25 protein-coding genes and 1 tRNA gene are annotated in these 24,137 nt (G+C 73.2%); 17 read left to right on the forward strand and 9 right to left on the reverse strand.

The annotated features are described in order from the left end of the window. Window positions 1-350: 350 nt before the first annotated feature. The 4 genes from purS to ACGFI9_RS21260 all read left to right on the forward strand — a co-directional run bounded on the left by purS (window position 351) and on the right by ACGFI9_RS21260 (window position 4,869). A complete protein-coding gene (gene purS, locus ACGFI9_RS21245) occupies window positions 351-614 on the forward strand; it encodes a phosphoribosylformylglycinamidine synthase subunit PurS (protein ID WP_393180097.1) in 264 nt (87 codons plus the stop codon). After that, window positions 611-1,294: a phosphoribosylformylglycinamidine synthase subunit PurQ gene (gene purQ, locus ACGFI9_RS21250; protein ID WP_393180099.1), complete on the forward strand. Its 684-nt coding sequence runs from the start codon at window positions 611-613 to the stop codon at window positions 1,292-1,294. Before purS ends, purQ begins: the two co-directional genes overlap by 4 nt. Window positions 1,295-1,361: 67 nt before the next feature. Continuing rightward, window positions 1,362-4,109, forward strand: coding sequence for a phosphoribosylformylglycinamidine synthase subunit PurL (gene purL, locus ACGFI9_RS21255; RefSeq protein WP_393180101.1), 2,748 nt, complete (start codon window positions 1,362-1,364; stop codon window positions 4,107-4,109). A gap of 10 nt (window positions 4,110-4,119) precedes the next feature. Continuing rightward, window positions 4,120-4,869, forward strand: coding sequence for a 2-phosphosulfolactate phosphatase (locus ACGFI9_RS21260; protein ID WP_393180171.1), 750 nt, complete (start codon window positions 4,120-4,122; stop codon window positions 4,867-4,869). 157 nt (window positions 4,870-5,026) lie between these two features. Here the strand turns inward: ACGFI9_RS21260 and ACGFI9_RS21265 are convergent, their stop codons facing one another. Continuing rightward, a complete protein-coding gene (locus ACGFI9_RS21265; protein ID WP_393180103.1) occupies window positions 5,027-7,021 on the reverse strand; it encodes a carboxypeptidase-like regulatory domain-containing protein in 1,995 nt (664 codons plus the stop codon). Window positions 7,022-7,184: 163 nt separating this feature from the next. Between ACGFI9_RS21265 and ACGFI9_RS21270 the strand changes: the two genes are divergently transcribed. The 5 genes from ACGFI9_RS21270 to amcA all read left to right on the forward strand — a co-directional run bounded on the left by ACGFI9_RS21270 (window position 7,185) and on the right by amcA (window position 11,897). Further along, window positions 7,185-7,538, forward strand: a complete 354-nt coding sequence (locus tag ACGFI9_RS21270; protein WP_393180105.1) for a sterol carrier family protein — start codon at window positions 7,185-7,187, stop codon at window positions 7,536-7,538. 161 nt (window positions 7,539-7,699) lie between these two features. After that, the gene (purF, locus tag ACGFI9_RS21275) at window positions 7,700-9,250 is read left to right on the forward strand and encodes an amidophosphoribosyltransferase (RefSeq protein WP_393180107.1); all 1,551 of its coding nucleotides are present in this window, start codon (window positions 7,700-7,702) and stop codon (window positions 9,248-9,250) included. Between the two features lie 61 nt (window positions 9,251-9,311). Beyond that, window positions 9,312-10,466: a phosphoribosylformylglycinamidine cyclo-ligase gene (gene purM, locus ACGFI9_RS21280; protein WP_393180108.1), complete on the forward strand. Its 1,155-nt coding sequence runs from the start codon at window positions 9,312-9,314 to the stop codon at window positions 10,464-10,466. Window positions 10,467-10,588: 122 nt separating this feature from the next. Then, window positions 10,589-11,692, forward strand: a complete 1,104-nt coding sequence (gene amcB, locus ACGFI9_RS21285; protein ID WP_393180172.1) for a cyclophane-forming radical SAM peptide maturase AmcB — start codon at window positions 10,589-10,591, stop codon at window positions 11,690-11,692. Continuing rightward, window positions 11,661-11,897 (forward strand): multiple cyclophane-containing RiPP AmcA, encoded by a 237-nt coding sequence (gene amcA / locus ACGFI9_RS21290; RefSeq protein ID WP_393180110.1) that lies wholly within the window; start codon window positions 11,661-11,663, stop codon window positions 11,895-11,897. The genes amcB and amcA overlap by 32 nt, the downstream gene beginning before the upstream one ends. A gap of 146 nt (window positions 11,898-12,043) precedes the next feature. On the opposite strand, the gene ACGFI9_RS21295 is transcribed toward amcA, so the two are convergent. Next, window positions 12,044-12,259: a DUF3073 domain-containing protein gene (locus tag ACGFI9_RS21295; protein ID WP_393180112.1), complete on the reverse strand. Its 216-nt coding sequence runs from the start codon at window positions 12,257-12,259 to the stop codon at window positions 12,044-12,046. A gap of 303 nt (window positions 12,260-12,562) precedes the next feature. Beyond that, a complete protein-coding gene (locus ACGFI9_RS21300; RefSeq protein ID WP_393180113.1) occupies window positions 12,563-13,645 on the reverse strand; it encodes a Glu/Leu/Phe/Val dehydrogenase in 1,083 nt (360 codons plus the stop codon). Window positions 13,646-13,818: 173 nt separating this feature from the next. On the opposite strand from ACGFI9_RS21300, the gene ACGFI9_RS21305 reads away from it, so the two are divergent. Beyond that, the gene (locus ACGFI9_RS21305; protein WP_393180115.1) at window positions 13,819-14,658 is read left to right on the forward strand and encodes a hypothetical protein; all 840 of its coding nucleotides are present in this window, start codon (window positions 13,819-13,821) and stop codon (window positions 14,656-14,658) included. Between the two features lie 267 nt (window positions 14,659-14,925). Further along, window positions 14,926-15,135 carry a BldC family transcriptional regulator gene (locus ACGFI9_RS21310; protein ID WP_007073996.1) on the forward strand — a complete coding sequence of 70 codons (210 nt, stop codon included), beginning with the start codon at window positions 14,926-14,928 and terminating at the stop codon, window positions 15,133-15,135. A 90-nt stretch (window positions 15,136-15,225) separates the two neighbouring features. Here the strand turns inward: ACGFI9_RS21310 and ACGFI9_RS21315 are convergent, their stop codons facing one another. After that, window positions 15,226-15,606, reverse strand: coding sequence for a PPOX class F420-dependent oxidoreductase (locus tag ACGFI9_RS21315; protein ID WP_393180117.1), 381 nt, complete (start codon window positions 15,604-15,606; stop codon window positions 15,226-15,228). A gap of 112 nt (window positions 15,607-15,718) precedes the next feature. Between ACGFI9_RS21315 and ACGFI9_RS21320 the strand changes: the two genes are divergently transcribed. Further along, on the forward strand, window positions 15,719-16,495 hold the full coding sequence (locus tag ACGFI9_RS21320; protein ID WP_393180118.1) for a class I SAM-dependent methyltransferase: 777 nt from the start codon (window positions 15,719-15,721) through the stop codon (window positions 16,493-16,495). Between the two features lie 43 nt (window positions 16,496-16,538). On the opposite strand, the gene ACGFI9_RS21325 is transcribed toward ACGFI9_RS21320, so the two are convergent. After that, window positions 16,539-16,826: a hypothetical protein gene (locus ACGFI9_RS21325; protein ID WP_393180119.1), complete on the reverse strand. Its 288-nt coding sequence runs from the start codon at window positions 16,824-16,826 to the stop codon at window positions 16,539-16,541. A gap of 165 nt (window positions 16,827-16,991) precedes the next feature. Here ACGFI9_RS21325 and ACGFI9_RS21330 point away from each other — a divergent pair, with 165 nt between their 5' ends. Together ACGFI9_RS21330 and ACGFI9_RS21335 are read left to right on the forward strand one after the other, a co-directional pair. Further along, window positions 16,992-17,849, forward strand: coding sequence for a 3-hydroxyacyl-CoA dehydrogenase family protein (locus ACGFI9_RS21330; protein ID WP_393180121.1), 858 nt, complete (start codon window positions 16,992-16,994; stop codon window positions 17,847-17,849). Further along, window positions 17,846-18,589, forward strand: coding sequence for an enoyl-CoA hydratase/isomerase family protein (locus ACGFI9_RS21335; protein WP_393180123.1), 744 nt, complete (start codon window positions 17,846-17,848; stop codon window positions 18,587-18,589). The genes ACGFI9_RS21330 and ACGFI9_RS21335 overlap by 4 nt, the downstream gene beginning before the upstream one ends. A 62-nt stretch (window positions 18,590-18,651) precedes the next feature. Here ACGFI9_RS21335 and ACGFI9_RS21340 read toward each other — a convergent pair whose 3' ends face one another. Beyond that, window positions 18,652-20,001 (reverse strand): ABC transporter substrate-binding protein, encoded by a 1,350-nt coding sequence (locus tag ACGFI9_RS21340; RefSeq protein WP_393180125.1) that lies wholly within the window; start codon window positions 19,999-20,001, stop codon window positions 18,652-18,654. A 166-nt stretch (window positions 20,002-20,167) separates the two neighbouring features. Between ACGFI9_RS21340 and ACGFI9_RS21345 the strand changes: the two genes are divergently transcribed. Both ACGFI9_RS21345 and ACGFI9_RS21350 read left to right on the forward strand, forming a co-directional pair. Beyond that, entirely contained in the window at window positions 20,168-20,557 is a 390-nt protein-coding gene (locus ACGFI9_RS21345; protein ID WP_393180127.1) for a hypothetical protein, read from the forward strand. A gap of 59 nt (window positions 20,558-20,616) precedes the next feature. Then, a complete protein-coding gene (locus tag ACGFI9_RS21350; protein WP_393180128.1) occupies window positions 20,617-21,324 on the forward strand; it encodes a DUF2786 domain-containing protein in 708 nt (235 codons plus the stop codon). Between the two features lie 24 nt (window positions 21,325-21,348). Here ACGFI9_RS21350 and ACGFI9_RS21355 read toward each other — a convergent pair whose 3' ends face one another. Continuing rightward, window positions 21,349-21,864, reverse strand: coding sequence for an SRPBCC family protein (locus ACGFI9_RS21355; protein WP_393180129.1), 516 nt, complete (start codon window positions 21,862-21,864; stop codon window positions 21,349-21,351). A gap of 218 nt (window positions 21,865-22,082) precedes the next feature. Between ACGFI9_RS21355 and ACGFI9_RS21360 the strand changes: the two genes are divergently transcribed. Then, window positions 22,083-22,829 carry a hypothetical protein gene (locus ACGFI9_RS21360; RefSeq protein ID WP_393180131.1) on the forward strand — a complete coding sequence of 249 codons (747 nt, stop codon included), beginning with the start codon at window positions 22,083-22,085 and terminating at the stop codon, window positions 22,827-22,829. A gap of 169 nt (window positions 22,830-22,998) precedes the next feature. Here the strand turns inward: ACGFI9_RS21360 and ACGFI9_RS21365 are convergent, their stop codons facing one another. Then, the gene (locus ACGFI9_RS21365) at window positions 22,999-23,775 is read right to left on the reverse strand and encodes a hypothetical protein (RefSeq protein WP_393180133.1); all 777 of its coding nucleotides are present in this window, start codon (window positions 23,773-23,775) and stop codon (window positions 22,999-23,001) included. A 287-nt stretch (window positions 23,776-24,062) separates the two neighbouring features. Next, window positions 24,063-24,133, reverse strand: a tRNA-Ser gene (locus ACGFI9_RS21370). Between the last annotated feature and the right edge of the window lie 4 nt (window positions 24,134-24,137).

Raw genomic sequence — 24,137 nt, forward strand, 5'->3', positions numbered from 1 at the left:
GGGTCGGTGGATGTTCGTCACAAGGGCACAGCTCGAGGTCTGTCGATGGGGTGCGTCGTCCGGGCCGCCCGCCGGCGGTGTCTGTCGGAAACCGGTCCCGCAACCGGGTCGGAATCGGAAAACGCCTGGTGAAGGGCCTGCTGTCCGGTCCCGGCCGCGATTCCAGGCAACGAATCAGTATCGAGGTCGCAACGAACCCGCATCGACGTCCCGGCGCGGCGGCCGGTCACGTCGATCACTGCCTGGCCTGGCCCCGGCCGGTTCGGGCCAGGCGGTATCTGCCAGGTAGGCTGGCTGCGCTCGCCCGTAGTGGGCCGGCACCCAACTGCGTACACAGTCAGGAGTGCCCCGTGCCTCGCGTCGTCGTCGACGTCATGCTCAAGCCCGAGATCCTCGATCCTCAGGGCCAGGCCGTCGCAAACGCGCTGCCCCGGCTCGGCGTCAGCGACGTCGCCTCGGTCCGGATCGGCAGGCGGATCGAGATCGAGTTCACCGGTGAACCGGACCTGGACCGGGCCCGGGAGATCGCGGACAAGCTGCTCGCCAACCCGGTCATCGAGGACTTCACCGTCCGCGTGGTCGAGACCGACGAGACCGTGGACGCGCACCAGTGACCGCCCGCGTCGGTGTGGTGACCTTCCCCGGCTCGCTCGACGACGGGGACGCGGCCCGGGCCGTACGGATCGCCGGCGCCGAGCCGGTCCGACTCTGGCACGGCGACCCGGACCTGCACGGGGTGGACGCCGTCGTCCTGCCCGGCGGTTTCTCCTACGGTGACTACCTGCGGTGCGGGGCCATCGCCCGGTTCGCCCCGGTGATGGAGACGATCGTGGACGCCGCCCGGGGCGGTCTCCCGGTGCTCGGCATCTGCAACGGCTTCCAGATCCTCTGCGAGGCCCACCTGCTGCCCGGCGCGCTCACCCGCAACCAGCACCTGCACTTCCGCAACCGGGACCAGATCCTCCGCATCGAGGCCGTCGGCACCGCCTGGACCAACGCGTTCCAGCCGGGCCAGGAGGTGCTCATCCCGGTCAAGAACGGCGAGGGCTGCTACGTCGCCGACCCGGCGACCCTGGACCGGCTGGAGGCCGAGGGCCGGGTCGTCGCCCGCTACCTGGGCGGCAACCCCAACGGTTCGCAGCGCGACATCGCCGCGATCACCAACGAGGCCGGCAACGTGGTCGGCATCATGCCGCATCCCGAGCACGCGGTGGAGGAGCTCACCGGCCCCTCCCTGGACGGTCTCGGCTTCTTCACCTCGGTGCTGAAGCACCTGGTGGGGGCGCCGGCGTGACCATGCGCGGCGGGATCATCGGTCGGCTCACCCGCCGGGACGGCGGCGAGCGCAGCGAGGAGAGGTCATGACCACCCACCCGGACCCGGCCCTGCGGGAGACGCCGGCCGTCGTGCCGCAGGGCGGCCCGGCCGACGACTGGGCCCGCGGCGTGGACACCGTGCCCCAGGCCGTGGACACCCCGGACGAGCTCCAGCCGTACGCGGAGCTGGGCCTCCGCGACGACGAGTACGACCGGATCCGGCACATCCTCGGCCGCCGGCCCACCCAGGCCGAGCTGGCCATGTACTCGATCATGTGGAGCGAGCACTGCTCCTACAAGTCCAGCAAGGTGCACCTGCGCCAGTTCGGCGAGAAGGCTCCGCCGAGCGACCGGCTGCTCGCCGGTATCGGGGAGAACGCCGGCGTGGTCCGGGTCTCCGATGAGCTGGCGGTGACCTTCAAGGTCGAGTCGCACAACCACCCGAGCTTCGTCGAGCCGTACCAGGGCGCGGCGACCGGGGTCGGCGGCATCGTCCGGGACATCCTCGCGATGGGCGCCCGCCCGGTCGCGGTGATGGACCCGCTGCGCTTCGGTGCGGCCGACCACCCGGACACCGCCCGGGTGCTCCCCGGCGTGGTGGCCGGCGTCGGCGGCTACGGCAACTGCCTGGGCCTGCCGAACATCGGCGGCGAGGTCGTCTTCGACCCCTGCTACCAGGGCAACCCGCTGGTCAACGCGCTCTGCCTCGGCGTGCTGCCGGTCGACCGGCTGCAGAAGAAGGAGGCGGCCGGTCCCGGCAACGTCGTGGTGCTGATGGGCGCCAAGACCGGCCGCGACGGCATCGGCGGCGTGTCGGTGCTGGCCAGCGCCACCTTCGACGAGGGCAGCGAGCAGCGCCGCCCGTCGGTCCAGGTGGGCGACCCGTTCACCGAGAAGCTGCTGATCGAGGCGTGCCTCGAGCTTTACGACGCCGAGCTGGTCGTCGGCATCCAGGACCTCGGCGGCGCCGGCCTGACCTGCGCGCTCACCGAGACCGCCGCGGCGGCCGGCACCGGCATGCGGGTGTGGCTGGAGCGGGTGCCGCTGCGCGAGCCCTCGATGGAGCCGCACGAGATCCTGGCCAGCGAGTCGCAGGAGCGGATGCTGCTGGTCGTCGCGCCGGACAAGCTGGAGGCGGTGCTCAAGACCGCCGAAAAGTGGGGCGTGCTCGCCACCGCCATCGGTGAGGTCACCCCGCCGGCGCCGGACGGCCAGCCGGGCCGCCTGCTGATCACCTGGCGCGACCGGGTGGTGGTCGACGTGCCGCCGGGCTCCCTGGTCGACGACGGGCCGGTCTACGCCCGCCCGATGCGCGAGCCGGCCGACCTCATCCTGCTCCAGGCCGACCGGGCCGAGACGCTGCCCCGGCCGACCACCCCCGAGGCGCTGCGCGAGACCGTGCTGCGGATGATCGCGTCGCCGAACCTGGCCGACAAGACCTGGGTCACCGAGCAGTACGACCGGTACGTGCTGGGCAACACCGTGCTCGCCCAGCCGGAGGACTCCGGCGTGATCCGGATCGACGAGCGGACCGGCCTCGGTGTCGCCCTCTCCGTCGACGGCAACGGCCGGTACGCGCGCCTCGACCCGTACCACGGGACGAAGCTCGCGCTGGCCGAGGCGTACCGGAACGTGGCGGTGACCGGCGCGAAGCCGATCGCGGTCACCAACTGCCTCAACTTCGGCTCGCCGGAGGACCCGGCCGTGATGTGGCAGTTCGCCGAGGCCGTCCGCGGCCTGGCGGACGGCTGCCTGGAGCTGGGCATCCCGGTGACCGGCGGCAACGTCAGCTTCTACAACCAGACCGGTGCCGCGGCCATCCACCCGACCCCGGTGGTCGGTGTGCTCGGGGTGCTGGACAACGTCGCCGACCGGGTGCCGATGGGCTTCGTGCCCCGCCCGGCCGGCGACCACGACCAGCTCTTCCTGCTGGGCGAGACGCACGTCGAGCTCTCCGGCTCCGAGTGGGCCTGGGTGACCCACGAGCACCTCGGCGGCATCCCGCCCCAGGTCGACCTGGCCCGGGAGCGGCAGCTCGCCGACCTGCTGGCCGCCGCCGCGCGGGTGGGGCACCTCAGCTCCGCCCACGACCTCTCCGACGGCGGCCTCGCTCAGAGCCTGGTCGAGTCCTGCCTGCGGCGCGGCGTCGGCGCCCGGGTCGTGCTGCCGGAGCACTTTGCCGGCGGCTCGATGCCGTTCGTCTTCCTGTTCAGCGAGTCCGCCGGCCGGGTGCTGGTGTCGGTGCCGCGCGGGCACGAGAAGGCGTTCACCGCCCTCTGCGCCGAGCACGGGGTGCCGTGGGAGTTCATCGGGGTCACCGACCCGGCCGGCGGCGCCCTGGAGGTGCACGACCAGTTCCGGATCGGCCTCGACGAGCTGCGCGCCGCGCACACCGAGACGCTGCCGCGCCTCTTCGGTGGCGCGGAGACGGCCCAGGTGGCGGTGGAGGCGACCCGTACCGGGACCACCACCGTCCTGCCGGCCACCGCCGAGCAGCCGGTGGAGGTCGAGGTCGAGGCGGTGGCCGCCGAGCCGATCGCCCAGGCCGGTCCGACCGCCGGCGCGACCACGCAGGACGGGCAGCCGGCCGAGGCGGACGCGACCGCGCCGGCCGGTACCGAGGCCGCTCCGGAGACCGTCGACGAGCCGGTGGCGGACGCCCCGGCTGCCGACGCCCCGGCCGCGGTCGCCGAGGACTCCGCCGACGCGCCCGAGGCGGCCCCGACCGAGGCCGGGCCGGACGGGACGGCTCCCGGTGACCCGGACCAGCCCGCCGCGCCCGATCAGCGCTGAGGCCCTGGCCTTGGCCGTCTACGCCCAGCCCGGCGCCGGCGCCCGGTTCGACTGGGGCCTGACCGGGGCGGCGGAGCTCGGCCGGGTCTGCGCGGCCCTGGTGGTGGTGGACGTGCTCTCGTTCACCACCGCCGTCGAGGTGGCGGTCGGCCGCGGCATGCGGGTGCACCCGTTCCCCTGGGGGGAGCAGGCGGCCGAGTACGCCCGCCGGGTCGGTGCCGTGGCCGCGGTCGGCCGCCGGAAGATGACCCCGGAGCACCCGTGGTCGCTCTCGCCGGCGGCGTTGCGGATCGCTCCGGTCGTCCACGACCTGGTGCTGCCGTCACCGAACGGCTCGGCGATCAGCGCCGCGGCGAGCGCCACCGGCGTTCCGGTGGTCGCGGCGTGCCTGCGTAACGCCCGCGCCGTCGGGCGATGGCTGCGCGCCCAGGGGTACGGCACGACCGACGCCCCGGTGGGCGTGGTGGCCGCCGGGGAGCGCTGGCCGGACGGCTCGCTGCGCCCCTGCGTGGAGGACCAGTTGGGGGCGGCGAGCGTGCTGGACGCCCTCTCCGGCGTACCGGGCGGGCTCTCGGTGGAGGCGGCGATGGCGCTGGCCGCGCTGGCCAGCACGCCCGACGTGCCGGCCGCCGTCCGGGGCTGCGTTTCCGGGCGGGAGTTGACCGAGGGCGGCTTCGCCGAGGACGTGGCGGTCGCCGTCGAGGTCGGTGTCTCCGAGGTCGTGCCGGTGCTCCGCCAGGGCTACTTCGCCGCCGCCTGATCCCGCCGTCCGCCCGCGGCCGGGATTCGTTCCCGACATCGGGTTCATGACCGACCGGTCAGAGGCCGGCCGACGTCGGGTCTCCGGAAATACAGTGGCCGCCCGGAGGATCCGGGCGGCCACTGTCGGGTTCGGTCGGGGCCTCGGGCCCCGACGGTCAGTCGTCCAGCCAGTCCAGGCGGCGACCGCCGCGCTCCTGCGGGCCGTCGCCACGGCCACGGCCGGCCTGGGCCGGGTCGCCGTAGGGGCCGCCCTGCTCGTAGCCGCGGTTGTCGTAGCCCCGGTTGTCGTAGCCGCCCCGCTGCTGCGGCGGCTCCTGGCCGTAACCGCCCTGCTGGCCGTAGCCGCCCTGCGACGCCTGGCCGTAACCGTCGTTGCCGCCGTAGCCGCCGCGCTGGTCGTAGCCGTCGTAGCCCGGCTGCTGGCCGCCGTCGTAGCCGCCGGAGGGACCGCTGTCGTAGCCGCCGGACGGGCCGCTGTCGTAGCCACCCCGGGCCGGGCCGTTGTCGTAGCCGCCGCGCTGGGCGGGGCCGTTGTCGAAGCCGCCCTGGGCGCCGTAGCCGCCGCCCGCGCCGTAGCCGCTGTCCGGCTCCTGGCCCCGGCCGTAGTGGCCCTGGTCCTGCTGGCCGTAGCCCGGGCCCTGGTCCGGCTGGTAGGTGCTGGTCGGGTACGGGTCGGCCGGCGGGGCGTACTGGGTGCTGTCGCCGTTGTAGCGGCCGGTCGGCTCGTCGTACCGGTCGCCGCCGTAGCCACCGCCCTGGGCGGGCGGGTAGCCGCCGGCCCCGGCGCCGTAGTCCCGGCCCCCGTAGCCGCCGCCCGAGGAGGGCGCGTTGCCGTAGCCGCCGCCGGACTGCGGAGCGCTGCCGTAGCCGCCGCCCGAGGACGGGGCGTTGCCGTAGCCGTTGTTGCCGTAGCCACCCTGGCCGGGCTCGTCGCCGTAGCCACTGCCGGCCCAGCCGCCCTGCCCACCGCCGCCGTACGCCGGCCCCGCAGGGGCGCCGTACGGGTCCGGCGGGACGTCGTCCACGACCGGGCGGTGCATCATCGTCGGCGCGTCACTGAGCGAGGTGCCGCCGACCATCGTCGGCGCCGGCCCGGCGCCCATCCCGTTGACCACCCGGGTCTGGTCGTCGGCACCGCGGTAGCCGCCCCGGGCGGCCGGTACGGCGCCCGCCCCGCCGGCGGGCCCACCCGGGCCGTCCCCGTCGGCGTCGTCGCCCTCGTTCTTGCGGCGCAGGTAGAGCAGCACGATGGTGCCGACGCCCACGGCCACGAAGAGACCGCCGAGCAGGATCAGCAGCCAGGAGCCGAAGCCGCCCGAGTCCTCGTTGGCGGCGGGCTGCTGGGCAGCCGGGGCGTCGCTCGCCGCCTCGTCGGTCGCCTCGTCGGTCGCCTCGTCGGTCGGCAGGGCCTCCTCACTGGCCGACGGGGTGGCGCTCGGGCTGGCCTTGACCTCGATCGGCACACCGAGCCGGACGCCGGTCACGGCCTGACCGGCCGAGGCGTTGATCGACTTGGTGGCCGTCTTGCCGTCCTTGCTGGCGCCCAGGTCGATCCGGCCCGGCGCGATCGGGTCCGAGGTCGAGCCGCTGAAGCGGAAGTTGCCGCTGCTGTCGCTGGTGGCCTGGCGCTGCCGGCCCTGGCTGTCCCGGAGCATGACGAGGGCGTTCGCCACGGGGTCACCGTTGGCAGCGATGACAACCTTGCCGGAGACGGACTTGACCGTCTGCACCTCCGGGGCTTTGGCGACCAGCGTGACGTCGACCTTGGCCGAGTCCTCTTCCTTGCCCGGCCCCGTCGCGTCGGTGGCCTTGACGGTGATCGTGGCCGACCCGTTGGGCGCGTCCGAGGCGGCCCGGAAGGTGGCGTCGTAGGTGCCGCTCGGGACCCGGCCGCGAGAGCAGCCGTCGACGCAGGTGAGCTTCGAGTTGCTGGAGGTCACCGAAACGTCGGCGGACGACAGCGGGTCGATCGTCAGACTGTAGGTGACCTTGACGGTGCCACCCGCGTCGACCGAACTCGGCGAGGCCGAGATGTTGCCGATGCTCGGCGCGGCGAAGGCGGGTGTTGCGGGGACGGCGAGCAGCGCGCCGACGACCAGCGCTACGACCACACCGGCCCGCTGCTTCCAGGCACGTCGGTGTGTTGACACGTCCACCGCCTTCCGGGTCTGATCTCCTGACCGGCCGGGTGCCGGACCAAGGTTGATCACTCACGGTACGAATACGCCGTCGGCAACTATGCCTTGTCTGACCGGATCATCTCTACCCAGGGCCGGCCTCGACCGTGGTGGAGTCGAGTCGTATCGTCCCGTCGTGTCCTCTCCGCACAATAAGTCCGCCGCGGTTGCGGCAGCGTTGACGGCGCTGGATGAGGGGCGTACGCCCGAACGGCCGGTGTTCCGGGAGGCGGTCCGTACCCTCTTGGCCGTCCTCGCGGAGCGCGCCCCCGGCCGATCGGTGGAGGTGCGGGTTCCACCCTACGGTGCCGTGCAGTGTGTGGCCGGGCCGCGACACACCCGCGGAACGCCGCCGAATGTGGTGGAAACGGACCCCGAGACCTGGCTGCGGCTGGCCACCGGGCGGCTCGGCTGGGCGGAGGCGGTCACCGAGGGTCGCGTACGGGTCAGCGGGATCCGCGCCGACCTCTCCGAGTACCTGCCGATCTAGCTGGGCGGACACCGGTCCGGGGATATCACTTTCAGCAGGCGAATCGTGACTGTCGGTATCGACACGGATTCGCGTACACTGTCAGGCGACGACGGTCCCGGCCGACCACGCGGAGCTTGCCCCCCGACTCCGCCAGGCCAGTCCAGCAGAGGGAGCGGCAGGTGCCCCGAGGCGATGGCCGGCTGAGCCACGACCTTGACCCCCAACGACCCGGCCCCCAGGACGCGTGTGGCGTCTTCGGCGTCTGGGCGCCGGGGGAGGAGGTCGCCAATCTGACCTACTTCGGGCTCTACGCCCTCCAGCACCGCGGCCAGGAGGCGGCGGGCATCGCGGTGAGCGACGGTTCGGGCGTGGTGGTCTACAAGGACCTCGGCCTGGTCGCCCAGGTCTTCGACGAGCCGACCCTGGCCAGCCTGCGCGGGCACGTCGCGATCGGCCACGCGCGCTACTCGACCACGGGCGGCTCGACCTGGGAGAACGCCCAGCCGACGATCCGGGCGACCACGTCCGGCACCACCATCGCCCTGGCCCACAACGGCAACCTCGTCAACACCACCGAGCTCCAGCGCGAGGTGGCCGAGCGGGGCATCGACCCGGACGGGTCGACCAACGACACCTCCCTGGTCACCATGCTGCTGGCCAGTCGGCCGGATCTCTCCGTCGAGGCGGCCGCGCTCGAGGTGCTGCCCCAGCTGCGGGGCGCGTTCAGCTTCGTCTTCATGGACGAGTCGACCCTCTACGCCGCGCGTGACCCGCACGGCGTCCGCCCGCTGGTGCTCGGCCGCCTGGAGCGCGGCTGGGTGGTCGCCAGCGAGACCGCCGCGCTGGACATCGTCGGCGCGAGCGTGGTCCGCGAGGTCGAGCCGGGCGAGCTGATCGCCATCGACGAGGACGGGCTGCGCTCCACCCGCTTCGCCGCGCCGGAGCCGAAGGGCTGCCTCTTCGAGTACGTGTACATCGCCCGCCCGGACGCCACCATCGCCGGGCGGAACGTGCACGCGGCCCGGGTGCAGATCGGCCGCCAGCTCGCCCGGGAGCACCCGGTCGAGGCGGACCTGGTGATCCCGGTGCCCGAGTCGGGCACGCCGGCCGCCATCGGCTACGCCGAGGAGTCCGGCATCACCTACGGCCAGGGCCTGATGAAGAACCCGTACGTCGGGCGCACCTTCATCCAGCCCTCGCAGACCCTGCGCCAGCTCGGCATCCGGCTCAAGCTCAACCCGCTGCGGGAGAACGTCCGGGGCAAGCGCCTGGTGGTGGTGGACGACTCGATCGTCCGGGGCAACACCCAGCGGGCCATCGTGCGGATGCTGCGCGAGGCCGGGGCGCTGGAGGTGCACGTCCGGATCTCCTCGCCGCCGGTGAGCTGGCCCTGCTTCTACGGCATCGACTTCGCCACTCGGGCGGAGTTGCTGGCCAACGGGCTGGACAACGAAGGCATCCGGCGGTCGATCGGTGCCGACACGCTGGGTTACGTTTCGCTTCCGGGTCTGATCGCCGCGACCGAGCAGCCGAAGACCCGGCTCTGCCGGGCGTGCTTCGATGGGGAGTACCCGATCGAACTGCCGGCCGGGAACCTGATCGGCAAGCATGTGCTCGAAGGAGTGGGCCGCCGGGTCGCCGCCGAGGCGGCCCAGGCCACCGCTGATCCCACCGCTGACCCCACCGCTGCGCTCGCCGCCATTCCGGGCGCCGTGAACCACCGCCCATAGCACCTCCGACGCGGGTCCGCTTCCGCAACAGCGGCCCGCGAGAACCACAAAGGGGAAAACCGTGACCCACGTGTCCGAGCGCAGCGGCGCAGGAACCAGCCCGACAGGCGCCGGCGGCGACCGCCAGCCGTGGACGGCCGCCACCAGCCGCACGACGCGCAAACGCTCGGTCTCGTACGCCGACGCCGGGGTGTCGATCGAGGCGGGCGACCGCGCGGTCGAGCTGCTGAAGTCCAAGGTCAAGCAGACCCGGCGCCCGGAGGTCCTGGGTGACCTGGGCGGCTTCGCCGGCCTGTTCCGGCTGGACACCAAGAAGTACAAGAACCCGATCCTGGCCTCGTCGACCGACGGCGTCGGCACCAAGCTGGTGATCGCCCAGCAGCTCGACATCCACGACACGGTCGGCATCGACCTGGTCGCGATGGTCGTCGACGACCTGGTCGCCTGCGGTGCCGAGCCGCTCTTCCTGCTCGACTACATCGCCACCGGCGAGGTCGTCCCCGACAAGGTCGCCGAGATCGGCGCCGGCATCGCCGACGGCTGCCGGTACGCGGGCTGCGCCCTGCTCGGCGGCGAGACCGCGGAGCACCCGGGCGTGCTGCGCCCCGACGAGTACGACATCTCCGCCACCGGCGTGGGCGTGGTGGAGGAGAGCGAGATCCTCAGCTCGGAGCGGGTGGAGGTGGGCGACGTCGTCATCGCCATGCGCTCCTCCGGCCTGCACTCCAACGGCTACTCGCTGGTCCGCCACGTGCTGCTCGGCGTCGCCCGGATGCGGCTCGACGTGGTGATCGAGGACTTCGGCCGGCAGCGGACCCTCGGCGAGGAACTGCTCACCCCGACCAAGATCTACGCGCAGGACTGCCTCAAGCTGATCGCCGAGGCCGACGTGCGGGCGCTGGCCCACGTCACCGGCGGTGGCATCCCGGGCAACCTGGTGCGGATCCTGCCGGAGCACGTCGACGCGGTGGTGAACCGCTCGACCTGGAAGCCGCAGCCGATCTTCGACCTGATCCAGTCCAAGGGCCGGATCGAGGACCCGGAGATGGAGGCCACGTTCAACATGGGCGTGGGCATGTTCGCCATCGTCTCGGCCGAGGACGCCGACCGCGCGCTGGCCACCCTGACCGGCCGGGGTGTGGACGCCTGGCAGGTCGGCGAGATCATCGAGGGCTCGGGCAACGTGCAGATGATCGGCCAGCACACTCGGGGGTGATCACGCTCTGGTGATCATCCGGCCACCTGATCGGGGGTTCACCCGAGTGGCCACCGCCGCCTAGCCTGAAGGGCCTCAGGCTAGGCGGGGGAGGGTTGATGGCTGCTCGTACGCATCCCGGGATGCGCGGCCTCGCCGCCGTGCCCTCGTACGTGGTGATGCAACCGACCACGCTCTGCAACCTCGACTGCGTCTACTGCTATCTGCCGATGCGGGCGGCGGACCGGCGGATGCCGGTCCCGGTCGCCGAGGCGGTGGCGGCCTCGGTGAACCCGTGGGCGGCCGCGGGGCGCTTCTCGGTGGTCTGGCACGGCGGGGAGCCGCTCGCGGCCGGACGGGAGCACCTGGCCGCCCTGCTGGCCCCGTTCGGGCCGGCGGTGGAGCACCACGTCCAGACCAACGCCACGCTGATCGACGACGCCTGGTGCGCGTTCTTCGCCGAGCACGGCGTCCGGGTCAGCGTGAGCGTGGACGGGCCGCGGGAGCGCAACGCCGAGCGGGTCACCCGGGGCGGCCGGCCGGCGTACGACCGGATCCGCGCCGGGGTGGACGCGCTGCGCCGGAATGGACTGCCCTTCTCGGCCCTGGCGGTGGTCTCCCGGCCGGTGCCCGGTCTCGCCACGGAGCTGTACGACTACTTCCTCGACCTCGGCTGCGACGTGCTCGGCGTCAACATCGAGGAGACCGAGGGGGTCAACACCCGGACGAACGCTTGGGACGCCGCGGCGGTGACCGGCTTCTGGGCGGAGCTGGTGGCCGCGTGGCGCCGGGATCCCCGGATCCATCTGCGCGAGGTGGAGTGGTCGCTGCGGTACGCCGGCGCCGTCCTGGACGGCACGGCGGACGATCTGCTGCCCCGCCGGCTGGATCCGATCCCCACCATCGCCCACGACGGCTCGGTGGTCGTGCTCTCCCCGGAGCTGGCCGGCTTCACCGATCCCCGGTACGGCGACTTCAGCAGCGGCAACGTGCTCTCCACCCCGCTGGCCGAGATCCTGGCCGGCGCGGGGCGTACGCCCTGGGTGGGCGAGTTCCTCGCCGGTGTCGAGGCGTGCCGGTCGTCCTGCCCCTACTTCGGGTTCTGCGGAGGTGGCCACGCCGCCAACCGCTACTTCGAACTGGGGCGTTTTGACGGTACGGAGACCGAGCACTGCCGCAACAGCAAGATCCGCCTACTGGAGGGAGTGTTGGAGCATGCCCGAGACCACAAGTCACCGGCAGCCTGAGCGCGTCGGGGGAGCCGACCCGGACCTGGTCGCCGACCGGGTGCGGGCAGCCGCCGTGGGGCTGACCGCACTGCTCCACGAGGCGGAGGCCGCGCGGCTGCTGCGGGCGGAGGTGTCGGGCGGCGACGGGGCCAGCGCGGTCTGCGCCTGGAACCACTTCGAGAACATCCCGACGTTCTACAACTGGAACAACCGGCCCCGCTGACGGGTACGAGCCCGTGATCAGGGACCTGCCGCTCCTCGGGAGTGCTCCGGGGCGGCGAGGTCCCTGATCGTCGGCTTTGGGCTGCGTCAGACGGGCACATGCGTGAGCACGCGGAGAGTCACCGCGTGCTCAGATGTGACCGGAGGTCAGCGGGTCGGGGACGCCCAGGAGTCCGGGTCGTCGTCCGCGTGATCCTCATCATCGTCGTCGACATACTCTTTGTAGTCGTCGTCGAAGTTGTGCTCAGACTTACCAGCACCCGCCAACTCGCGCTGCAAGGCGGTGAGGTCGGTGTTCGGGGAGTGGTACTTCAACTCCCGGGCCACCTTCGTCTGCTTGGCCTTAGCACGGCCGCGCCCCATGGCTCGACCCCCTCGCACAGAATGCGGGGCAGCCCGAAGGCGGGCCCCGATGACGTCAGGCATCTCTCGTGGCTCTTACGGTACATGGGGATGCCATCGTTCGGCACCTCGGGTTACCGTCAGCCGGCCCTGCGCGTCGCAGTTATCCGGCCGTCACAAAGTGTACCCGGTAAGGAGCGAGGGCCGGTACCGGCCGTGACAGCGGGCAAACCGGTGTGAAGCGTCCCTTTTTCCAGCTTAACGCCGGGCTGCGGGACCCCGTGACCCGGGGGCGGAGCCGCCGCCCCGCCCCCGGAGTGACGTTCAGCGCAGGTGGATCGTGCGCAGCCGGCCGACCTCGGCCATCCGCCGCTCGGCGAGCCGGTCCGCGGCCACCGCCGGCGGGACACCCTCGTCGTCCGCGAGCCGGAGGATCTCCCGCGTGGTGTCGTAGATGCGGGTCGCCCGCAGCTTCGCCCGGTCGAAGTTGAAGCCCTCGATCTCGTCGGCGACCTGGATCACGCCGCCGGCGTTCACCACGTAGTCCGGGGCGTAGAGGATGCCACGGTCGGCGAGGACCTTCTCGATGCCCGGGTGGGCCAGCTGGTTGTTCGCCGCGCCGGCGACGACCTTGGCCCGCAGCACCGGCACCGTGTCGTCGTTCAGCGCGCCGCCCAGCGCGCAGGGGGCGTACACGTCGACGTCGGAGGCGATCAGGGCGGCGGTGTCGTCCACCAGCTCGACCTGCGGGTGGGTGGCGCGCACCCACTCCAGGGCCTTCGGGTTGACGTCAGTGGCCACGACCTCCGCGCCGTCGGAGAGCAGGTGGGCGGTCAGGTACTTGCCGACCTTGCCCAGGCCGGCCACGCCGACCCGCCGGCCGGAGAGCGTCGGGGTGCCCCAGACGTGCTCGGCGGCGGCCCGCATGCCCTGGAACACACCCCAGGCGGTGAGGATCGAGGAGTCGCCGGCGCCGCCGTGCTCCACGCTGCGACCGGTGACGTACTTCGTCTCGCGGGCGATCACGTCCATGTCGGCCACGTAGGTGCCGACGTCGCAGGCGGTGTAGTAACGGCCGGCGAGGGACTCCACGAAGCGGCCGTACGCGCGCAGCAGGGCCTCGCTCTTGATCTGCTCCGGGTCACCCCAGATGACCGCCTTGCCGCCGCCCAGGTCGAGGCCGGCCAGGGCGTTCTTGTACGCCATCCCCCGGGAGAGGTCGAGCACGTCGGCGAGGGCGTCCTCCTCGCTCGCGTACGGGTAGAACCGGGTACCGCCGAGCGCGGGGCCCAGCGCGGTCGAGTAGATCCCGATGATCGCCTTCAGCCCGGACTGCTTGTCCTGGCAGAACACGACCTGTTCGTGACCCGTGGATCCCGGGTCGTCGGTGCTGGCGAAAACGCCCATGGCTGACTCCTGTGTCGGTGTGCGCCCTTGTGGGGCGCGGACCTGCTGGCACGCCGGCGGGATGCTGCCGGTGCTGCTGAGCCTAATATCGGCCCCACCCGTACTGTCGCGCACGTCACGCCACCCCGTCGCGGCGGCGGCGGACGGGTCCCGTCTCGTGGGAGGATCGCGCCGTGCCGTCGCTCTTCGCTTCTTACCTGCGCGTGTACGAGCCGCTGACCGCCTTCGACCGGGAGCGTCAGTCGTTCTGGCGCCGGTACGTCAACGAGGGCCGGGCGGTCGCCCCGCTGGAGGGCCCGGTACGGCAGCGCACGGCGGTGATCGAGGCGCTCGGCGCGGGCTGGACCCGGCTGCCCGACCTGCCCGACGAGGCGTACGTCCTGGAGACCGACGACACCCTGCTGGTCTGCCCCTGGAACCTGCGGGTCCGGGTGGCCGAGGCGGCGCTGAGCGCCCGGGACGGGGTGCCCTCGGTGCTGGCCGACGCGTTCGTCCCGCCGATCCTGGCCGGCCAGGCCAAGGCGGTGGTGGAGGACTGGCGCAGCGGGGCGCGGGTGCTGGAGCACGGGGTGCCCCGGGTGCACGAGCAGATCGCCACCTGGGGGGTGCCGCTGCGCTGGTTCGTGCTCTTCGAGGCGCAGGAGCGGCACCTGGTGACCGACCCGGCCCGGCGGGCGCTGCGCTACCGCACCGAGATCTCCAAGGCGCGTCGCCGCTCGTCGCGGGCGCTGTCGGTGCTGCGCAAGTCGGTCGGGGAGGCGCCGATCACGGAAGCGGTCGAGGAGGCCGCCCGCTGGCTGGAGGAGTTCCATCCCCGGTCGGTGGTGGAGCTGGACTACGGCGGCCTGGTGCAGCTGCTGCCGGACGACACCCTGGCGGCCGACGACTCGACCGAGCTGGTCGCCACCGGGCTGGCCGGGCTCTCCCGGGGGGAGGCGGAGGAGGCCTCCGCGGCGTACGACAAGCTGGTCGCCCGGTGGCGGGCGGTGCAGTTGCTGGAGCGCTGCAACTAGGCCCGGCAGCCCCACCCGATTTGCCCGGCTGAGACCTCCCGATGCGAGAGTGTCTCGTAGTTGACGCATCACGAACCGTGATCATGAGTCCGAATAAGGTAGGTTCTGCGGCATAAAAGTCGTAAAAATCGGGCATGGTTCATCCGTCCGTCTAGGGACCTTCAGCCGTTCGGCCCATGTCGGACATCGGGGACTAGCCGGACCATGGGAGACGCGTCGGCCGGCGGGACCCCGGCCGATGTCTATACATGTGGAGGAGTGACCCCGATGGCATCGCGAACGCACGAACCAGAGCCGCTACTCACGCCGGCCGAGGTGGCGTCGATGTTCCGTGTCGACCCGAAGACGGTGACCCGGTGGGCCAAGGCTGGCAAGCTCAGCGCCATCCGGACCCTGGGCGGCCACCGCCGTTACCGCGAGTCGGAGGTCCGGGCCCTGCTGCAGGGGCAGATCCCCCAGCAGCGTCAGGGGGACTGAGGACCCGGACGTTTTCCAGGCGTTCCGATCAGGGGCGGCCGGACGTACGCGAGAGCGACGATCCCGCCGCCCTTCGTCGTGTCCGGGGCCCTACTCGTCCAGCACGATCCGCAACCCGACGGTGCCGCCCTCGCCCCGCCGCAGCCGGCTGCCCAGCAGGCTCAGCCGGCCGATCATCCGGTACTTCTGCTTCAGCAGACCCCGGATCCGCCGGGTGGCCTCCGGATCGAGGATCGACGCGTGCGCCGGCGCCGCCGTGCCGTGCGGCCGTCCGCGTACGTCGCACGGGGCAACCGTCACCCGGCCGTCGCGCCGGATCCGCTTGACCTTGCCCGAGTCCGACACCGTCCACACCGCCAGCGCGTCGCCGTCCCGCACCGCCCAGACCGGCGTCGGCACCGCCCGACCGTCCTTCCGGAAGGTCGTCAGCAGCACGTACTTCTCCGCCGACAGGCGGTCCAGGTCGGTCACGCCGCCAGGATACGGCCGCGACAGTGCCGCCGAGTCCGGATAGCGTGATCGCCGTGAGCGCGAGGAGTGAGCCGGGTCTGCGAGCCCCGCAGTCGCGAGCAGAGACAGCGCCGTGACCGGGGAACCCACGATCGGCGACGTGTTCGGGGAGATGATCCGCGACGTGTACGCCGTCGCCACCGGGATCGGCCCCCGGCCGCTGGTCGGCGGGCGGCTGCCCCGGCCGGTCATCGAGATCATCGAGCGGGACGACGGCCTGGTCAACGGCGCCCCCGCCGCCCACTACCTGGACCCGCCGGGGTTCTGGCAGCCGTACGACCACCGGGCCGTGGCCCGGGTCCGTGGTCAGGTGCTGGACGTCGGCGTCGGCGCCGGCCGGATCGCCCTGCACCTGCAGGAACAGGGAGTGCCCGTCACCGGGCTGGACACGTCGGCCGGCGCGCTGCGGGTCTGCCGGCACCGGGGCGTACGCGACCTGGTGCACGGCACCGTCGACGAGCACGTCGCCGACGGCCGGCGGTACGACACCTTCCTGCTGCTCGGCAACAACCTCGGGCTGATCGAGGGGCGGGAGCGGGCCCCCGGCTTCCTGGCCGCCCTCGCCGCGCTGGCCCGGCCCGGCGCCCAGGTGATCGCGCACGGCACCGACCCGTACGGCACCACCGACCCGGTGCACACCGGCTACCACGAGCTCAATCGCCGGCGCGGCCGGCTCGGCGGGCAACTCCGGCTGCGGCTGCGCTACCGGCTGCTCGGCACCGAGTGGTTCGACTATCTGGTGTGCTCGGTCGACGAACTCGCCGAGCTGGTCCACGGCTCGCCGTGGCGCCTCGTCGACGTCGACGACCGGGACCGCCCCTACTACCTGGCCACGCTGCAGCTGGCCTGAGCGGTGGCGCCCCCGCTCGCGGGAGCGCCACCCGGCGTACCGCTCAGACCTGGACGGTCGGCGTGGTCTGCTCCGGCGGGAGGCCGCCGTCGCCGTCCACCACCTCGTCCGGGGTACCGTCCTCGTCGATGTCGACCATGGTGATGTCCACCTGGCCGTCACCGTCGGTGTCGAACTGGAAGAGGTCGGCCTTCCCGTCGCCGTCGGTGTCCACCACCCAGACGTCGGTCCGGCCGTCGTTGTTGGTGTCGGCGCGCAGCAGGTCCACCCGCTCGTCGCCGCGGGTGTCCACGGTCTCGGTGCTCTCCGCGCTCTCCGGTGCCTGGCTCATCTCGGTCCTTCCCTCGGCGTTGGAGGCCGTCTGTACCCGATCCGGCGCGCCCCCACGCATGCCGCCCGGTCCGGCCCTGCATAGGGTCGCACCCATGAAAGAGCGGAGCGGGCGGCCCGGCGCGGCGGAGACCCCGCGCGTCACCGTACGCGGCGAGGGGACGTCATGAGTGGTCGTTTTGTGGTCGTCGGGGCCGGCACGATGGGCCTCGGCATCGCGTACGTGGCGGCCGGCGCCGGCTACGCGGTCGAGCTGGTCGAGGTGGACGCGGAACGCGGTGCCGCCGCCGTACGTCGGCTTGGCGAGCTGTGGGAGCGCGGGGTCGAGCGCGGCAAGCTGACCGCCGAGGCGGCGACGGCGAACCGGGAGCGGGTCGCCCTGCGGGCCGGCCTCGGCGAGGTCGCCGAGGGACCGGACGTGATCGTGGAGGCGGTCCCCGAGCGGCTCGACCTCAAGCGGTCGGTGCTCCGGGACGCCGAGGCCCGGCGTCCCGCCCTGCTCGGCAGCAACACCTCCAGCATCCCGATCGCCGACCTGGCCGAGGGGCTGGACCGGCCGGCGGACTTCCTCGGCCTGCACTTCTTCAACCCGGTCTGGGCGATGGCGTTGCTGGAGATCGTGGTGGGCCCGGCCACCGCCCCCGGGACCACCGAGGCGGCCGTCGCGCTCGCCGGGCGGCTGGGCAAGGCCCCCGTCGTCGTACGCGACATGCCGGGCTTCGCCACCTCCCGGCTCGGGGTCACCCTCGGGCTGGAGGCGATCCGGATGGTCGCCGACGGGGTGGCCAGCCCCGCCGACATCGACAAGGCGATGGTGCTCGGCTACCGGCACCCGGTGGGCCCGCTGGAGCTGACCGACCTGGTCGGGCTGGACGTCCGGCTCGACATCGCCCGCACCCTCCAGGCCGCGTACGGGGACCGCTTCGCGCCGCCGCCGCTGCTGGTCGAGATGGTGGCCGCCGGGAAGCTCGGCAAGAAGTCCGGTGCGGGCTTCTACACCTGGGAAGGCGGGGTGAAGCGGTGAGCGGGCTGCGGATCGAGGAGCTGCCGGACCGGCTGGTGGTCACCCTGGACCGGCCGGAGAAGCGCAATGCCATCGACGCCGACCTGATCGCCGAGCTGCACGCGGTCTGCGCGGAGCTGGAGGCCCGGCCGCGGCTGCTGCTGCTCACCGGCGGGACGGAGGGCATCTTCGCCGGCGGGGCGGACATCGGCCAGCTCCGCGAGCGCGGCCGGCTGGACGCCCTGGCCGCCATCAACCAGGCCGCCTTCGCCCGCATCCGGGCGCTGCCGATGCCCACCGTGGCGGCCGTGGACGGCCCGGCGCTGGGCGGCGGCGCCGAGCTGGCGTACGCCTGCGATCTGCGGGTGTGCACGGCGCGTGCGGTGTTCGGCCAGCCCGAGGTGCGGTTGGGCATCCTCGCCGGCGCCGGCGCGACCCACCGCCTGCCGGCGCTGATCGGCGAGGCCCGGGCCAAGGAGCTGCTCTTCACCGGCCGGCGGGTGGACGCCGAGGAGGCGCTGCGGATCGGGCTGGTGAACCGGGTGGTGGCCGAGCCGGCGGAACTGCTGCCCACCGCGCACGCCCTGCTAGACGAGATCGCGAAGGGCTCGGCGCTGGCGGTGCGGTTGACCAAGCTGGCCGTGGACGCCCCACCGGCCGCCCACCCGCAGCTCGACCTGCTCGGCCAGGCGGTGCTCTTCGAGGACGAGGAGAAGCACCGGCGGATGACCGAGTTTTTGGAGCGACGCCGGTCCCGTTGACCGTCCCGACACGACGAGGGCCGCACCGGTTCGCCCGGTGCGGCCCTCGCTCGTCGTCCCGGTCAGTGCCGGATCTGCACCCCGGCGTCGGCCAGCGCGGTGATCACGTGCGCGGACTCGCCGAAGCCGATCACCAGCACGGCGTCCGCCCCGTAGTCCTTGATCTCCTTGGCGCCCGCGGAGAAGTCCACCGGAGGCGCCTTCGCGTCGGCCGGTGGCTCGTACGTGAGCAGCTTGACCCGGTCGGCGCCGATACCGGCCCGCTCCAGCTCGGCGCGGACGTTCTCCTGGAGGCCCTCGCCGTAGGAGTCCTTGCGGGCGACGATGGCGACCTTGTGCGGGCCGTCCCGCAGGATCACGTCGGCCAGCGCCCGGCCCTGCAGGATGTCCGACGGGGCGGTACGGAAGTAGAGGCCCTTGTCGTCGATCGTGGTCAGCCCGGCGTCGGTGTTCGACGGGGAGAAGAGCACCCGGCCGGCGGCCACCACGTCGGGCAGCACGGCCCGGGAGATGCCCGACGCGGCCGCACCGATGATGACCTGCACGCCCTTGCTGACGTGCGACGCGACCGTCGCCTTGGCGATCTGCGGGTTGGTGCCGTCGTCCCCGTCGACCCAGACCATCGGCTCGCCGAGCACCCCGCCGCCGGCGTTGATGTCCTTGACCGCCAGCGCCGCGCCGGCCGCCATCGGCGGGTACGCCAGCGCCAGGTCACCGGTCTTCGGCAGCAGGCCACCGAGGACCAGCGGCGCGCCGGCCTCCCTGCCCGGCTTGCCGCGCTGCTTCTTCCCGCGCGGCGGGGCCTTGGTGCTCGCCGCGGACTCGTCGCCGGCGCCGACGAACTCGGTCTTGCCGTCGTCGATCTTCTGGTCGTCGAAGTGCAGGGTGGCGTAGCTGGCGGCGGCCGGCTCGCCGGCGTCGGTGAACCCGGCCTGGTTCAGCGACACCCCCCGGTACTCGATGTCCTGGCCCGAGCGGGCGAGCTGCAGACAGGTCGCCGGATCCTCGCAACGCTGCCCGCCGGTGGTCACCCCGACGATCTGCTTGGCGATCTCGCCCGGGTTGGTGCTGCCGGCGAGCTGGGCGGCCAGCGCGCTGATCACCACGGCGTCGTACGTCTCGGCCGAGTAGAGGTAGTCCTTCAGCTTCGGGTCTACCGTCAGTAGCCGATCCTTGAAGGTCTCGGGCAGCGGCGTGAGCGGGATCGTGCCCTTCATGCCGTTGACGAGATCCCCACGATCCTTGAGTTCGTCGACGTACGAGTTCTGCATGTTGCCGTCGGTGCCGTAGAGGCGCACCTGGGTGGTGGTGGTCGCCTCCTCGGGCTTGTCGCTCCCGCAGGCGCTGGTGGCGAGCAGGAGCGCAGCGCAGGCCGTGGACATGGCCGCGCGCGACGCGCGTGATACGAGCATGGTCGTCCTTCCTCCGGCGAAGGTCCGCTGCGCACATTAGCGTGCCGGCGTGGGCCGTGGGAGCGTGGAGTGCGCTCCGTCGGCAGCCCGACTGCGGATATCACTCAGCGTGATGGTGGGCCTGTTTCGGGGTCACCGCTTGACCCCCGGAAGTACTGTTCGGCGGGTGACCGACGAAGCACAGCAGACGCTGGACGACGCGACCGCCGTGCTCCGCTCGGCCCTGGCCGGCGACGGCGACGCGGTCGTGGGCACCTTCGACGCGGTGGTGGACCGCTCCGGACTGGCCGGCGCGTACGGGGTCGCCTGGTGCCTGGCGGCCGCCATGGTCGGCGACGACGCCCCGACCGGCGGTGCCGCCCTCGACTTTCCCGGGATCGACCAGGCCGCCTACGACACCCGCTGGGTGGCCCGGTTCGTCAGCGCGTACGCCAACGACGACGTCGACACCGGCGAGGCGCTCTTCGGCGCCGCGATGGCCGACGGGTTGCTGCCCGACTGCCTGCTCACCCTCGCCGGGTCCACAGTGGCCACGCTGCGCAGCCGGGCGGGCTGACCGCGCGGCGACCACGCCTCGTCCCGTGCGGCTCCCGGCCGCTGTGGTAGCTCTGGTGCATGTCCGAGGCGATGCTCAGCAAGGTCCGCAAGCTGCTCGCCCAGGCCGAGGACCCGGCCTGCACGCCCGCCGAGTCGGCCGCGTTCATGGCGAAGGCGACCGAGCTGATCGCCCGCTACGGCGTCGACCGAGCCCTGCTCGCCGCCCGGGAGCCGGCCACCGATCCGGTCGGCGACCGGGTGGTCGAGGTCGTCGCCCCGTACGCCCGGGACAAGGCCGGCCTGCTCGCCGCGGTCGCCGACCCGCTGCGCTGCCGCTGCGTACGACGCCGGCAGGGCGCCGGATTCGCGATGCACCTCTTCGGCTTCGCCAGTGACCTGGAACGGGTCGAGCTGCTCTTCACCTCGCTGCTGGTGCAGGCCGCGCACGGGCTGGCCGGTGCCGCGGTGCCGGCCGGGGAGCACCCGGCCGCGTTCCGGCGTACCTGGCTGGCCGGCTTCGCGTACGTGGTGGCGGAGCGGCTGCGGGCGGCCGAGGCCGGCGCGGTCGCCGAGGCCGGGGCGCCCTCGATGGCGCTGGTGCTGGCCGACCGTTCCGACCGGGTCCAGCGCCGGCTCGCCGAGGTCTACCCGCGACTGCGTACCGCCCCGATCCGCCGGCTCGCCGGCACCGGCTTCGGCTCCGGGGCCGAGGCGGGGCGGCGGGCCGACCTGGGTGGCACCGGCGTGACCGGCCGCGCTGCGGCGACGCGTGGCATCGGGGGCTGACGGCGAGGTCGCTTCCCGGCTCGGTCAGGCCGCGCCGCGGGCGACCGTGGCGAGGTAGCGGCAGAGCAACTCCTGCCAGCCGGCGGTGAGCGCCTTGCGGTAGCCCTCGGCCGCCTCGCCGTGCCGGTCGAAGTTGCGGTGCTCGACCTCCACCCGGGTCCGGTCCGGCCCCTCGGGCAGGAAGAGCACCTCGACCTCGCTGGCCCGTGCCGGGTCGGGCACCGGCACGCGGTCCGGCCCGAGTTGCCAGGTGAAGACCAGCCGGCGGGGCGGGTCCCAGGTGAGCACGCGACCCCAGTCGCACCGGAAGCCGTACGGCCCGATCTCGTAGAGCATGCCGCCGGCGCGGGGCTCGATACCCAGTTCGGCCAGGGCCTCCGGCCCGGACCAGGTGTACTCGCGTACCCACCAGTCGGTCAGCGACCCGGTGAAGACGGCGAACGCCCGTTCGGCGGAGGCCGGGGCGAGGAGACTGCAGCGGAGGGAGAAGCGGTCGAACTCCTGGCGGACCTCATCCGGATCGGCCATCTCCTGTCCCATAGGCCCGGACCATACCGGCTGATGCCCGGCTGCGCAGCTTCGCGCGTGGCCGCTTGCCGACAACGGGAGAACGTTCTCCCGACACTGCGCCCGGCAGCTTGGTCGGCCGCCCGCCCGGTCGCCTGCGGTGATTCGGGGCAGGGACGGATGTCGCGGCCCAAACCGGGTAATCGCGGCTGACCTGGCCCGGGCGGACGGGCCAGCGGGGAGCGGGGAGCATGAGCGAGAGCGCAGCGGCCGAGCGGGAACCGGACCCGACCAGCGAGCGGCTCACCCACCGGGGCGGGACGCCGGAGCCGGATGTGCTGGTCGACATCCCGGAGGTGACGGTCGACCAGCTCCGGTTGGCGGTGGACGGGCTCGACGCGGACCTGTCGCTGCGCGCTCGGCTGGCGAATCTGGTGCAGCTCGACGCCGGGGTGCGGGTGCACCTGCAGGGCGTGGAGCTGGACGTGACCGGGGTGAGCGCGGAGGCGCTGCTCAAGGTGCGCCTGGAGAAGCTGGTGCAGATCCTGGATCGGGCGCTGACCACCCTCGACCGGAACCCGCAGATCATCGACGCGCTGGCCCGGGCGGCGGGCGTCCCGGCCGAGGACGTGAACCGGGTGGTGCAGCAGGCCACCGGCGGAGCGCCCGTCGTCAACCAGGCCGGACAGCACATCGGGGCGGTGGGCGCGGTGGCCGACCGGACGTTACGGAACGAACCACCGGGACTGACTCCGCCGACCCCGCCACCGGCCGGGGCCCGAACCCCGGAGCCGCCCACCGGGCCGACCGGGCAGCAGCCCGCGCCGACCTCCGCGACGGCGCCCGGGCCCACGCAGACCGGCGGGCCGGCGGGGCCGGCCGGTGCCGTCCAACTGGCCGGGCAGGCCGGGGAACACCTGCGGCAGGCGGGCCGGAGTGTGTGGGAGGCGATCCAGAGCGGCATGGGGCAGCACCGCGAGGAGCGCCCGAAGCGCTGACCGCCTGGGGCACCCGCACGTCGCCGGTTCCAGGTTGGCGTCGCCTGCTCCAACGAACAGACCGTGGAGAGCGTCATGTCTCAGCGGCATAAATATGCCTCTGAGACATAACCGCGACAGGTGATGACTCCCCTGGCGGGCGGCCCGCCGGCGGCCAGGGCCAGCCGGGTCAGTGCCGCGTGGGAGCGGATTGCCACCAGGCCGTACGCCGGAGCAGCAGCAGGCTCACGACGGGCGCGAGGGTCGCCGCGAGGGCGAGAGTGCTCGCCGCGTCCCGGGGCGTCCAGAGGATGTTGTCCCCGATCCCGTTGGCGTGCGCGGTCAGCGAGGACGCGACCAGCAGCCCCAGCGCCGCCAGCACCGCACCGGCCCGGCGCAGCCGTCCGTGCGACGACGAGGACGGGCGCGTTTCGGGGTGGGCGGCGGTCACCCGAGCGGGGACAGCCACCACCGGCACGGGCACGTCCGGGACGGCGGCCGAGGGCCGCACTCTGGTCAGCCGCCACTGGAGGGCGGTGAGGCCCCGTATGGCCCAGGCCAGCACCGGGAGGACCAACAGCAGGATGAGGGCGGCGTGGGTTGCCCACGCGCCGGCCAGCGTCGGCCCGCCCCAGGAGTCGGCGTACCGGTCGGCCCAGATGTCCCCGGTCGACCGGCCGAGGCCCAGCCAGGGGCGGAACGGGTACGCCAGCACGTTGATCAGCACCAGGAAGGCGAGCATGCCGGTGAGCGCCGAGCCGGCCAGCGCGACCGGCACGGCCAGCAGCGCGCGGACCAGAGCGCGGAACGGGTCGGGGCGGCGCAGGGCGGCCGGCAGCGCCGCCAGCGCGCGTGGCACCGCGACGACCGACCAGGCGAGACGGCGAAGGGCCTCCGCCCGGTAGGTCACCCGCCACGGGGTGAGGACGCGGTGGACGAGGTGGCGGGGGTCTCCGGCTCGGGTCATGACGCCAGTCTTCCGAGGCGGCACGGCCGGGCACCATCGGGACGATCCCCGGCTCGCCCCGGAGGCCGAACCCCGAAGCCGCGCCGTCGGCGGCGGACGCCACCCGACAGCCGGTGTGAGGCCGGCCACAGCCAGACGTGCGACCCGCCCGCAGCAAGGAGGCGTGGCCAGCGGGAGTCGAGGGCGCGCCAGGGCCGGACCGGACAGGCGGGATTCCGGGGCGAAAAGCAGAACGCCGACCGGCGTTTCCGCTGATCGGCGCTCCTGTAGCCCGGCGAAAGGCTATGTGGCCAGGGGCGGGGTCGAACCGCCGACCTTCCGATTTTCAGTCTGCCCCGGCCAGTGATCACGACCTGTCGGTG

This window comes from Micromonospora sp. NPDC048930, assembly GCF_043197935.1.
GTDB lineage: Bacteria > Actinomycetota > Actinomycetes > Mycobacteriales > Micromonosporaceae > Micromonospora.